The organism is Klenkia terrae, from assembly GCF_900491935.1.
Lineage (GTDB): Bacteria > Actinomycetota > Actinomycetes > Mycobacteriales > Geodermatophilaceae > Klenkia > Klenkia terrae.
Map to the genome: position 1 here is coordinate 3,962,548 of NZ_UEXK01000004.1, position 11,731 is coordinate 3,974,278.

Below are 11,731 nucleotides of genomic sequence, written 5' to 3' on the forward strand. Positions count from 1 at the left end.
CGGCAGAGGAGGGGGGGCGGGGGGGCAGGGGGGGGGGGGAAGGTGGGGGTGAGGGGCAGGAGGCGGGGGGGGGGGGGGGGGGGGGGGTGGGCGGGGGGGGGGGGGGGGGGGGGGGGGGGGGGGGGGGGGGGGGGGGGGGGGGGGGGCGGGGGGGGGGGGGGGGGGGGCGGGGGGGGGGCGGGGGGGGGGGGGGGGGGGGGGGGGGGGGGGCCCCCGCCCGCCGGTGGTCACGGTCAGCTCTCCACGGCCTGGTGCTCGGCCGCCTCGATGGTCGAGGGGGTGTCCGAGCGGGAGACGGTGATCTTGCGGGCCTTGGCCTTCTCGGCCACCGGGATGCTGACGGTCAGCACGCCGTCGTGGTAGCTGGCCTCGAGCCGGTCGGTGTCCAGGCTGCGGCCCAGCACCAGCTGCCGGGTGTAGCTGCCGAACGGCCGCTCGGCGACCGACCACTCCGCGCCCTCGAGCTGCGGCACCGAGCGCTCCGCGCTGATGGTCAGCGTGGTGCCCTCGATGGACAGGTCGATCGAGCCGGGGTCGACGCCGGGCAGGTCGAAGTGGGCGACGAACTGGTCGCCCACCCGGTAGGCGTCCATCGGCATGCCGGCCAGGGCGCGGGCGGTGGTGGTGCCGGCCCGGGAGGTCAGCTGGTCCAGGGCGCGGAAGGCGCTGGACAGCGGGCTGGCGGAGCCGAAGGGGTCGTACGCGGTGAGCATCTGGGGATACCTCCGTGGGTGCAGGTCGATCTGTCGTCCTCGTCGCCGAATCTCCAGCGACGACTGGAGATTACCTCAGGGTGCTCCGGTCGTAAACCTGCCCGTCGACATCGCAGATCGGCAACGGTGGCGCGGGGAGGGACGGCGCGTCCCCGTTGCCGATCTGCAAGGTCGGGAGCAGCAAAGCTCAGTGCCTCCAGCGCACCGCCCGGCAGATGCCCTCGGGGGAGACGCCCTCGAACAACGCGATCTCCCCGCGCCGGACGTCGGCGACGGTGGCCGCCAGCTCCTCGCCGAAGGCGGCGGTGAGCACCTCGTCGGACTCGAAGGCGCGGACGGCGTCCTCCAGCGACGCGGGCAGCGGGCGGATGCCGGCCTCCCGGCGGCCCTCGTCGCTCAGCGAGGCCGGGTCGACGCCCACCGGGTCGGGCAGCCGGGAGCCGGCGCGCACCCCGGCCAGCCCGGCGGCGAGGCAGCCGGCCATGAGCAGGTAGGGGTTCGCGGCCAGGTCGACGCTCTTGATCTCGACGTTGGCGGCGTGCTGCCGGTTGCCGTCGGGGCCGGTGACGAAGCGCAGCGCGGCCTCGCGGTTCTCCAGCCCCCAGGCGGCGAACGCGCCCGCCCAGTGCGAGGGCACCAGCCGCAGGTAGGAGGCCACCGACGGCGCCCCGACCGCGAGCAGGCCGGGCAGGTGGGCCAGCAGGCCGGCGGTGAAGCCCTCGCCCTCGGCGGGGAGCCCGAAGGTGCCGTCGCCGCCGCTCATCAGGTTCTCGCCGTCCCGCCAGAGCGAGAGGTGGACGTGCCCGCCGTTGCCGACGCCGTCCGCGGTGACCTTGGGGGAGAAGGACACCCGCAGTCCGTGCTGGGCCGAGATCGCGGTGATGGTGTTCCGGACGAGCAGGGCGGTGTCGGCCGCGCCGACCGGGTCCTGCGCGCCGACGGAGATCTCCAGCTGGCCGCCGGCGTACTCCGGGTGGAACTGGTCGACGGCCACCCCCTGCTCCTCCAGGGCGACCAGCAGGTCGCGTCCGTAGTCGCTGACCTCGGCCAGCCGGGTCATGCCGTAGGCCGGTCCGGTGAGCGCGGGCACGAAGGCATCCGGGTCGTCGGGCAGACCGTCGGGCCGCCCGACCACCCACTCGACCTCGTATGCCCCCCGCACCTCGTAGCCCTCCTCCGCGAGCGAGGAGACCAACCGGCGCAGCAGCGAGCGGGAGCACTGCACGTGCGGCACCCCGGCCTGGGTGTAGCGGTCCACCGGCGCCCACGCCCAGCCCGGCTGCCCGGCCAGCACGGTCAGCCGGGACAGGTCGGGGTGCAGCCGCAGGTCACCGATCGCGGAGCCGGCGAACCGGCCCGCCACGATCGAGTCGTCGAGCAGGAAGCCGTCGAAGACCGGGCTCATGCCCACCCCCCAGGCGGCGGCCGAGGGCAGCTTGGCCAGCGGCACGGTCTTCACCCGGGTGATGCCCGAGGTGTCCACCCAGGGCAGGGCGACGCCGACGACCCCGGCGTCCTCCAGCTCGGGCAGCAGGGCCTCTGCGGCGGCGCGGCGGTCGTCCCGGGTGGCGTGGTCGAGCTGGTCCATGCCGGGGAGTGTCACACCTGCGCGGGGAGCACGTGCTCCCCGGCCTCGTCCGTCGACAGGCACAGCGAGCAGACGTGGGCGTCGTGCGCCTGGCACGCGGCCATGTCGGGGCGCTCGAAGTCGGTGTCGCAGACGTGGCAGTGCAGCACCAGGTCCGACGGGTTGCCCTCGTCGTCCAGCAGCGGGGCGTCGATGCCGTCGTCGGTCCGGCGCAGGTACCAGCGGCCCTTCGTGGCGACGGCCAGCACAGGGGGCAGCACGAGGGCGAGGCCGACGGCGAGGAGGGGGGAGTAGGGCCGCAGGGTCTCGCCGAGCAGCCCGAAGAAGCAGGCGATCGACAGGACGGACGCCGCCGCCATCGCGCCGAAGCCGACCGGGTTGACCGCGTACAGCATCCCGCGGCGGAACTCGGGCTGCTTCGGGGAGATGCCCAGCAGGTACTTGTTGATCGCGATGTCGCTGGCCACGGTGACCACCCAGGCGATGCCGATGTTGGCGTAGAAGCCCAGGATCGTGTTGAGGAAGTCGAACATGTTCGCCTCCATCAGCACCAGCGCGATCGCCAGGTTGACCGCGACGAACACCAGCCGGCCCGGGTAGTGCTTGGTCACCCGGGTGAAGCTGTTGGTCCAGGCCAGCGAGCCGGAGTAGGCGTTGGTCACGTTGATCTTGACCTGGCTGATCACCACGAGGACGACGGCCAGGGCCAGGGCGAGCCAGCCGGGCACGATCTCCCGGTAGATCTCCAGGAACTGGTGCACGGGCTCGTTGGCCACGGTCGCGCCGTCGGCGACGTTCGCGATCACGTAGACGGCGAGGAACAGCCCGACCACCTGCTTGGCCGCGCCGAACAGCACCCAGCCGGGCCCGGCGAGCACGACCGCGGTCCACCACCGGCGACGGTTCTCCGCGGTCTTCGGCGGCATGAAGCGCAGGTAGTCGATCTGCTCGGCGATCTGCGCGATCAGCGACAGGCAGACCCCGGCGGCCAGCAGCACCGAGCTCAGGCTGGCCGCGCCGTCCCCGTTCTCGCCCTGGTAGTCGAAGAACGCGCCGACCGACTCCGGGTGGCTGACGACCAGGTAGCCGAAGGGGGCGACCATCAGCAGCAGCCACAGCGGCGTCGTCCAGACCTGCAGGGTGGAGAGCACCTTCATCCCGTAGACCACCAGCGGGAAGATGATCAGCGTCGAGACCGCGTAGCCCAGCCACAGCGGGAGGCCGAGCCCGAGCTCCAGGCCCTGCGCCATGATCGAGCCCTCGAGGGCGAAGAAGATGAACGTGAACGTCGCGAACACGACGTTGGTGACCACCGAGCCGTAGTAGCCGAAGCCGCTGCCGCGGGTGATCAGGTCCAGGTCGAGGTTGTAGCGGGCCGCGTAGTAGGCCAGCGGGAAGCCGCTCAGGAAGATGACGACCGCGAACAGGCCGATGCCCCACAGCGCGTTCGTTGTGCCGTAGGCGATGCCGATGTTCGCCCCGATCGCGAAGTCGGCCAGGTAGGCGATGCCGCCGAGCGCGGACACCGAGACGACGCCGGTGGACCATCGGCGGTAGCTGCGCGGGGCGAACCGGAGGGTGTAGTCCTCCAGGGTCTCCGAGGCGGTCGCGGCGGCGGTCGCCCGGGCCGGTGGGTCGGTGGAGAGCTCGCTGGTGGCCATGGCCGTCGTCCCCCTGGTGGTCGGTGCGGCCAGGGTCCCGACCCGGTGTTGCCCCTGCGTGACCGGAGCGTTCCGTTCGCTCAGCCGGTCACGGCAGGTCCGCGGCGAGGGCGCGCGCGACGTCGACGACGGCCTGGCCCAGCGCCTCGGCGTCGTCTCGCGCCCCGGTGTGGACGACGGCGACCGCCGCCCGGGCGGTGCCGTCGGGGCCGACCACCGGGGCCGACACCGAGCGGACGCCGGGGATGATCTCGCCCTCGCTGACCGCCCACCCGATCGCCCGCGCGGTGACCAGCTCGGGCCGGTCGTCGTCGGTCGGTGGGTCGGGCATGAGCAGCGCCAGCCCGGGGGCGCCGCGGCCGATGGGGTGCCGGGTGCCGGGTCGGCGAGTGACGTGGCTGGGGACGTCGCGGGGCTCGACGCTGGTGAGGGTGACCGCGTCGTCCCCGGCCCGGACGACGAGGAAGCCGGTGCAGCCGAACCGCTCCACGAGCGGGGTCAGCCGGGCGGTGGCCGAGGCCTGCAGGCTGGTGCGCACCCCGCGGGCCAGCACCGACACCGCCAGCCCGAGCCCGAAGCGGCCGGCGTCGTCGCGCTCGACGAACCCCCGGTCCTCCAGCGTGCGCAGCAGCCGGTAGGTGATCGACCGGTGCAGCCCGACCGCGGTCGCCACCTCCATCACCGGCCGGGGCGACCCGGCGGCCGCGAGGTGCTCGAGGATGCGCAGGCCCCGGTCCAGGGTCTGGGACTGCGGCGCGGTCACCGGGTCAGCATCTCAGTGCCCGTCGACACCCAGGTCCGCGCCCCGCGTCTCGCGGATCACGGAGACGGCGGCGAAGGAGATCGCGGCCAGCACCATCATGTAGATCCCGATGGACAGGCCGGTGCCGGTCTCCTGCACCAGCAGCTCGCTGATCGCCGGGGCGAACGCGCCGCCCAGGATCGCGCCGAGGGCGTAGCCGATGGACACCCCGGAGTACCGGACGGCGACCGGGAACATCTCGGCGTACATCGCCGACATCGGTCCGTAGGACAGCCCCAGGCCGACCGACAGCACCAGCACGCCGAGGCCGAACAGCCAGATGTTGGCGGTGTCGACGAGCAGGAACATCGGGATCATCCAGACGAACACCAGCGCGTAGCCCAGCTGGAAGGTGCGCACCCGGCCGATCCGGTCCGACAGCGCCCCGCCGTAGAGGGTGAACACCAGCCAGCCGACCGAGGCCACGACGATCGCGGTGAGCACCGGGCCGCGCGCCATGCCCAGCGTGCCGGTGCCGTAGCCGATGAAGTAGGCGATCACCAGGTAGCCGGCGGCGTTGTTGGCCAGGAAGACCAGCGCGGTGAGCACCACCTGCTTGGTGTTGGTGGCGAACAGGTCGCGCAGCGGCGCCGAGGACTCGCGCTTGCGCTCCTGCAGCTCGCGGAAGACCGGGCTCTCCTCGACCGAGCGGCGGATCAGGTAGCCGACGCCGATGAGCACGATGGACAGCAGGAACGGCACCCGCCAGCCCCAGGACAGGAACTGCTCGTCGGTGGTCACGCTGGTCATGAGCAGCAGGACGCCGGTGGCCAGGATCAGCCCCAGCGGGACGCCGACCCCGGGGTAGGCGCCGAACAGCCCGCGCCGGGACAGCGGCGCGTGCTCGACGGCCATCAGCGCGGCCCCGCCCCACTCGCCGCCGGCGGAGAACCCCTGCAGGACCCGGAGCAGGATCAGGATGATCGGCGCCGCGACGCCGATGCTGGTGTAGGTCGGCAGCAGCCCGATGAGGGCGGTCGAACCGCCCATGAGCAGCAGGGTGAACACCAGCATCTTCTTGCGGCCCAGCCGGTCGCCGTAGCGGCCGGCGACGATCGCGCCCAGCGGCCGGAACAGGAAGCTGATGCCGATGGTGGCCAGCGACAGGACGGTGGCCAGGGCCTCGTTCCCGTCGCTCACCGGGGCGAGGAAGAGCGGGGCGAGCACCAGGGTGGCCGCCTGGGCGTAGATGAAGAAGTCGTACCACTCGATGGTCGTGCCGGCGAGGGTGCCGGCGAGCACCGTGCGCTCCTCGCGGGTGGTGGTGGGGCGGGCCTGGGTGGCGGTCACGCGGTGGTCCTCGGCATCGTTGCCTCCGTGCTCGTATTGCGAACGTTCAGCTCGCTGACGGAGCCGACCGTAGCCAGCGCGTGACGCCGACCACAACCCCCCAACCGGTGGCTCGGCCGGCGACTCAGCCGGCGGCGCGCTGCGCCAGCAGGGGTGCCAGCCGCATCGGCACCACCTCGACCAGGGCGATCGACGTGCTCGCCCGCTCGACCCCGGGGGCGGTCAGCACCAGCTCGGTGATCCGGTACAGGTCGGCGGTGTCGACGGCGACCACCCGGGCCAGCAGGTCGGCGTCCCCGGTGGTGGCGAGCACCTCGACCACCTCCGGGATGGCGGCCAGGGCGGCGGCGGCGCCCTCCGAGCCCTGGCTCTGGCTCAGCGACAGCGTCATGAAGGCCAGCAGGGTGCGGCCGAGGCTGTGCGGGTCGACCCGGTGGCTGTGCTGCTGCAGCGCGCCGTCGGACTCCAGCCGGCGCAGCCGGGCGTGCACCGTGTTGCGGGCCAGGCCCAGCCGGGTGGCCAGCGCCATCGTCGAGGCCGCGGGGTCCTCGTCGAGGGCGAGCAGGATGCGGGCGTCGGTGGCGTCGAGGGTGTGCACGGTGCGCAGCTCGCTCTCGGTCGGGGCCTCTCCGGTGGGCAGAGTGCGCACCGTGTCGCACGATGGTTGCGCACATCAGCGGTCGGGGCCACCGTTCTGACCATGAGTGCCCCGGACGAGCGCCTCGCCACCGTCACCCTCGCCGCCTACCTGGGCACCCGGCTGCGGCAGCTGGGCGTCGAGCACCTGTTCGGCGTCCCGGGCGACTTCAACCTCGACCTGCTCGACGGCCTCGCGGTGGACGGCCCGGCCTGGGTGGGCTCGCCCAACGAGCTCGGCGCCGGGTACGCCGCCGACGCCTACGCCCGCAGCCGCGGCCTGGGCGTCGTGGTCACCACCTACGGCGTGGGGGAGCTGTCGGTGCTCAACGCCCTCGCCGGCGCCGCCGCCGAGGACGTGCCGTTGGTGCAGGTCGTCGGCGCCCCGCGCCGCGCCGCCGTGCAGACCGGCGCGCTGATCCACCACACGCTCGCCGACGGCGACTTCGGGCACTTCTCCCGCGCCGCCGCCGAGGTGGCCGTGGCCGCGGAGACGGTGACCGCCGAGCGGGCCACCGAGCAGGTCGACGCCGTGCTGCTGGCCGCGGTCACCCACCGCAAGCCCGGCTACCTCGCCGTCCCGCAGGACCTCGCGCTGGCCCCGGTCGACGCCGCCCCGCTGGCCCGGCCGCTGGTCGCGCACTCCGACGCCGACGCGCTGGCCGCCTTCGAGGCCCGGCTGACCGAGCTGCTGGCCACCGCGCAGCGGCCGGTGCTCGTCGTGGGCCAGCTGGTGCCGCGGTTCGGTGCCTCGGACGACCTTGCGAAGCTGGCCGAGCGGCACGGCATCGCGGTGGTCACCCAGCTGTCCGCCCGCGGCGTCCTGGACCCCGGCCACCCCGCCTTCGCCGGGGACCACGCCGGCGCGATGCTGGCCAACGGCACCGCCGAGCTGGTCGAGGCCGCCGACGTCGTCGTGCACGTGGGCACCGCGCTGACCGCCGAGCTGACCGGGTTCGGCTCGCACCGCCGTCCGGACGCCGACACCCCGTTCCTGGCCGCGGCGGAGGCCGGCTTCGGCGCCACCCCGGTCGGTCGGGTGCTCCTCCGCGACGCGCTGGCCGCCCTGGACCGCGCGCTGGACGCCCGCACCGGCCCCCGGTTCGAGCGGTCGGCCGCCGTCCCCGCGTCCGTCGTGGAGCTCGCGGGCCCGCTGACCCAGGCGCAGCTGTGGTCGGTGCTGGCCGGGGTGCTGCCGACCGGCACCGCGCTGCTGGCCGACACCGGCACCGCCTACTACGGGGCCCTCGGCATGCCGCTGCCCGCGGACACCGTCTTCTCCGGCCAGCCGATCTGGAGCTCGATCGGCTACGCGCTGCCCGCCGTCCTGGGGCAGGGGCTGGCGGAGCCCGGCCGCCGGCCGGTCCTGGTGATCGGGGACGGCGCGGCGCAGATGACCGTGCAGGAGCTGTCCAGCATCGCCGCCGCCGGCCTCGCCCCGGTCGTGCTGCTGCTGGACAACCGCGGCTACACGATCGAGCGCGCGCTGCAGTCGCCGCGGGCGGTCTACAACGACGTCGCCGCCTGGGACTGGCGCGCCCTGGTCGCCGGCTTCACCGGGGGCCGGGCGGGCTACGCCGACGCGGGCACCGGCGAGGAGCTGGTCGACGCGCTGGCCGAGGCGTTCGCCGACACCGGGCGGATGCGGGTGGTGCGGGCCGTGCTCGACGCCGACGACACCCCGCCGCTGATCGACGAGCTCGCCCGGCTGGCCAACGCCGCGAAGCAGCAGCGCGCCGGAAACACCACCGACACGGTCTAGGCCGCACACTCCCCGCACGGGTTCGACGTTGCCCCGCGCAACGACTGGGCGAGGAGAGTGCAGTGGCCGAAGTACGGGACACCCCATCGACGGGCGGGTTGCGCCGGTCGTTGTCCGTCTGGCAGGCGATCGGGCTGTCGGTGGCGCTGATGGCGCCGTCGATGGCGGCCAACATCAACCCGCAGGGGACGGCGTCCACCGTCGGGCGGGCGGTGCCGCTGGCCTTCCTGCTCGCCGCGGTCGGCGTGCTGCTGGTGGCCTACGGATTCGTCCGGCTGTGCCAGTACTTCCAGCACGCCGGGTCGGTCTACGCCTTCGTCGGCGCGACCCTCGGCCCGCGGGCCGGGCTGTTCTCCGGGTTCGGCCTGCTGGGCACCTACTGCTTCTACGGCGTGGTCACCTCCTCGGCCACCGGCATCTTCGGGACGGCGTTCCTGCAGCAGGTCGGCATCTGGCCGAACCCGCCGTCGTGGGGACCGTTCGTGCTGGTCGCCGTCGCGCTGGTCGCGTCCTACCTGCTCACCGTGGTCCCGGCCAAGCGCGGCACCAGCGTGCTGCTGACCGTCGAGGGCGTGACGGTGGCGCTGATCCTGCTGATCGTGGCCGTCGTCCTGGTCCGGCTGCTGGGCGGCTCGACGCCGGACAGCGGCACGTTCGCCGGCGGCTCGTTCACCCTCGACGTGTTCAGCGTGGCCCCGGGCACCGACCTGTCCGCGGTCTTCCTTGGCGTCGTGTTCGGCTTCCTGTCCTTCGCCGGCTTCGAGGCCGCGGCGACGCTCGGCGAGGAGGCCCGCAACCCGCGCCGGGACATCCCGCGCGCCATCCTCGGGACTGCGATCTTCGGCGGCGTCTACTTCGTCGTCGTCACCGCGGTGGAGATGATGGCCTTCGGCACCGACGACGCCGGGGTGGCCGCGTTCACCGCCTCGCCCTCGCTGCTCGGCGACATCGGGACGGCGTACATCGGCTCCTGGATCGGCGACATCATCACCCTCGGCGCGGCGATCAGCGCCTTCGGCTGCTGCCTGGCCTGCGTGGTCGGGGCCTCCCGGCTGGTGTTCGCCTTCGCCCGGGACACCGCGCCCGAGGGCCGGTCCGAGCGCGGCCTGGCCGCGGTCAACCGCGAGGGCGTGCCGGCCCGCGCCGCCCTGGCCTCGACCGTGGTCATGGCGCTGATCGTGCTGGTCAGCGCGCTGTTCTTCGGGGCGCAGGCCGAGGACACCTTCTTCTGGTCCGGGACGATCGGCACGCTGATCCTGCTGGTGGCCTACGTGCTCACCACGATCGGGGCGATCCGGCTGGTGTTCGTGCAGAAGAAGCTGCCGGGCGTGCCGATGTGGCAGATCGTCATCCCGATCGCCGCGCTCGTGGTGCTCGGCTACACGATCGTCCGCAACGTGTTCCCCTACCCGGCCTACGCCGACGGCGCCGCGTTCTGGTTCCCGGTCGTCGCCGGGGTCTGGCTGCTGGCCGGGCTGGTCGCCGTCCTGGCGATGCCGGCGGTGGCGCGGCGGGCCGGCCAGGCGCCGATGGCCGCCGAGCTGGGCAGCCGGGGGCCGGGCGAGCAGGGGGAGCCGGGCGGGGGGCGGGCATGGGGCTCCCATGACCGACACCGACGTCGTCCCGTTCCGCGTCGAGATCCCGCAGGCCGAGGTGGACGAGCTGCGCGACCGGCTGGCCCGCACCCGCTGGCCGGCCGACCAGGCCCTGGACGGCGAGCGCGGCATCCCGCTGGAGCTCACCCAGCAGCTCGCCGCGCGCATGGCGGGGGAGTGGGACTGGCGGGAGCACGAGGCCGCGCTCAACGCCCACGACCAGGTGACGACGACGATCGACGGCACCCGCATCCACGCTGTCCACGCCCGGTCGACCACCGCCGACGCGCCGGTGCTGGTGCTGCTGCACGGGTGGCCGGGCAGCGTCGTGGAGTTCCAGCGGGTCATCGCGCCCCTGCAGGAGATCGCGCACGTCGTCGTCCCCTCGCTGCCCGGGTACGGGTTCTCCGGCCCGACCCCGGACGGCGGCTGGACCTCCCAGCGGATGGCCGCCGCGGTCGCCGAGCTGCTGGCCCGGCTCGGCTACGAGCGCTACGTCGTGCACGGCGGCGACTGGGGCTCCCGGGTGGCCCGCGACCTGGCGGTGCTGCAGCCCGAGCGGGTGGCCGGGCTGCACGTGACCATGACGATGGGGCTGGCCGACCCCGACGACGAGCGGGCGGCGGCCCGGGCGACCCGGTACGCCCAGGAGCTGTCGGGCTACATGAAGACCCAGGCGACCAAGCCGCTGTCGCTGGCCCCGGCGCTCACCGACAGCCCGGCCGGCCAGCTGGCCTGGATCGCCGAGCGGTTCCGCGACTGGACCGACCCGGCGTCCGACGTCCTGGGGCCCGAGACGGTGGACCAGGTGCTGGCGAACATCGCCGTCTACTGGTTCACCGGGACCGCGGGGTCGTCGTCCCAGCTGTACTGGGAGCGCCGCGAGCACCCCGACGACACCTGGTCGGCCACCGTGCCCACCGGGGTCAGCGTGTTCCCGCACGACCTGCACCGGCCGGTCCGGCACGTGGTCGAGGCGGCGACGAACCTGGTCTCCTGGTCCGAGCTGCCGCGCGGCGGTCACTTCCCGGCCGTCGAGGTCCCCGACCTCCTCGTCGCCGAGCTCCGCAGCTTCCTGCAGCTGGTGACGGGTACTCAGTCCAGCAGGTAGTGACGCAACGTCGGCCCCAGCCAGGCCTGGGCCTGGTCGCGGGTCATGTCCACCAGCGGCGGTAGCCGCAGCACGTAGCGGGCCAGCGCGAAGCCCAGGACGGTGGCGCCGACCAGCGCCGCCCGCTCCGGCGCCCGGTCGTCGGTGACCGCGGCCAGCGCCGGACCCACCTGGCCGGCGAACACGTCGCGCATCGCCTCGGCGGCCACCTCGCTGGTGGCCGCCGCCCGCAGCAGGGCCAGGAACGTGTCGTCGTCCTCCCACACCGCGAAGAACCGGTCGACCAGCACCTTGGACAGGTCGCCGGCGCGCACCCCGGTCAGGTCGGGGATGCCCAGGTCCAGGTCGGCGGCCCGGGTGAACAACCCCTGCTTGCTGCCGAAGTACCGGATGACCAGCGCGGCGTCGACGCCGACGTCGCCGGCGACCGCCCGGATCGTCGTCCGCTCGTAGCCGTCGGTGCCGAACCGGCGGCGGGCGGCGGCCAGCAGCTCGGCCTGCGTCGCAGCGGCGTCGCGGACCCGACCAGGCATGTCATCGCTCGTGGACACGGCCACCAGCGTAAGTCATCGG

At 74.0% G+C, this 11,731-nt stretch carries 9 protein-coding genes and 1 pseudogene; 3 read left to right on the forward strand and 7 right to left on the reverse strand.

What is annotated here, in order from left to right; translation table 11 throughout:
* Positions 1 to 233: 233 nt before the first annotated feature.
* The 6 genes from LFA75_RS19745 to LFA75_RS19770 form a co-directional block, all read right to left on the reverse strand.
* Complete coding sequence (locus LFA75_RS19745) at positions 234 to 713, reverse strand: Hsp20/alpha crystallin family protein (protein WP_225235300.1); 480 nt, start codon at positions 711 to 713, stop codon at positions 234 to 236.
* Between the two features lie 187 nt (positions 714 to 900).
* Complete coding sequence (locus LFA75_RS19750) at positions 901 to 2,301, reverse strand: glutamine synthetase family protein (RefSeq protein WP_225235301.1); 1,401 nt, start codon at positions 2,299 to 2,301, stop codon at positions 901 to 903.
* Between the two features lie 11 nt (positions 2,302 to 2,312).
* Positions 2,313 to 3,962: a purine-cytosine permease family protein gene (locus LFA75_RS19755; RefSeq protein ID WP_225235302.1), complete on the reverse strand. Its 1,650-nt coding sequence runs from the start codon at positions 3,960 to 3,962 to the stop codon at positions 2,313 to 2,315.
* Positions 3,963 to 4,050: 88 nt separating this feature from the next.
* Entirely contained in the window at positions 4,051 to 4,725 is a 675-nt protein-coding gene (locus LFA75_RS19760) for an IclR family transcriptional regulator (RefSeq protein ID WP_225235303.1), read from the reverse strand.
* A gap of 12 nt (positions 4,726 to 4,737) precedes the next feature.
* Positions 4,738 to 6,054: an MFS transporter gene (locus LFA75_RS19765; protein ID WP_225235304.1), complete on the reverse strand. Its 1,317-nt coding sequence runs from the start codon at positions 6,052 to 6,054 to the stop codon at positions 4,738 to 4,740.
* A 124-nt stretch (positions 6,055 to 6,178) separates the two neighbouring features.
* Positions 6,179 to 6,703 carry an Lrp/AsnC family transcriptional regulator gene (locus tag LFA75_RS19770; protein ID WP_225235305.1) on the reverse strand — a complete coding sequence of 175 codons (525 nt, stop codon included), beginning with the start codon at positions 6,701 to 6,703 and terminating at the stop codon, positions 6,179 to 6,181.
* Between the two features lie 51 nt (positions 6,704 to 6,754).
* On the opposite strand from LFA75_RS19770, the gene LFA75_RS19775 reads away from it, so the two are divergent.
* From LFA75_RS19775 to LFA75_RS19785, 3 genes and pseudogenes are all read left to right on the forward strand, one after another.
* Positions 6,755 to 8,452, forward strand: a complete 1,698-nt coding sequence (locus tag LFA75_RS19775) for an alpha-keto acid decarboxylase family protein (RefSeq protein ID WP_225235306.1) — start codon at positions 6,755 to 6,757, stop codon at positions 8,450 to 8,452.
* Positions 8,453 to 8,613: 161 nt separating this feature from the next.
* A pseudogene (locus LFA75_RS19780) lies at positions 8,614 to 9,879 on the forward strand (APC family permease); the annotation flags it as partial.
* A gap of 175 nt (positions 9,880 to 10,054) precedes the next feature.
* Positions 10,055 to 11,158, forward strand: a complete 1,104-nt coding sequence (locus LFA75_RS19785; protein WP_225235307.1) for an epoxide hydrolase family protein — start codon at positions 10,055 to 10,057, stop codon at positions 11,156 to 11,158.
* Here the strand turns inward: LFA75_RS19785 and LFA75_RS19790 are convergent.
* A complete protein-coding gene (locus tag LFA75_RS19790; RefSeq protein WP_225235308.1) occupies positions 11,143 to 11,709 on the reverse strand; it encodes a TetR/AcrR family transcriptional regulator in 567 nt (188 codons plus the stop codon). The two genes, LFA75_RS19785 and LFA75_RS19790, sit on opposite strands and share 16 nt — an antisense overlap.
* Between the last annotated feature and the right edge of the window lie 22 nt (positions 11,710 to 11,731).

Excerpts from the sequence above, each read along its gene's own strand:
- LFA75_RS19755 (WP_225235302.1), bottom strand. The coding sequence starts at position 3,962 with ATGGCCACCAGCGAGCTCTCCACCGACCCACCGGCCCGGGCGACCGCC.
- LFA75_RS19775 (WP_225235306.1), top strand. The coding sequence starts at position 6,755 with ATGAGTGCCCCGGACGAGCGCCTCGCCACCGTCACCCTCGCCGCCTAC.
- LFA75_RS19745 (WP_225235300.1), bottom strand. The coding sequence starts at position 713 with ATGCTCACCGCGTACGACCCCTTCGGCTCCGCCAGCCCGCTGTCCAGC.
- LFA75_RS19785 (WP_225235307.1), top strand. The coding sequence starts at position 10,055 with ATGACCGACACCGACGTCGTCCCGTTCCGCGTCGAGATCCCGCAGGCC.
- LFA75_RS19750 (WP_225235301.1), bottom strand. The coding sequence starts at position 2,301 with ATGGACCAGCTCGACCACGCCACCCGGGACGACCGCCGCGCCGCCGCA.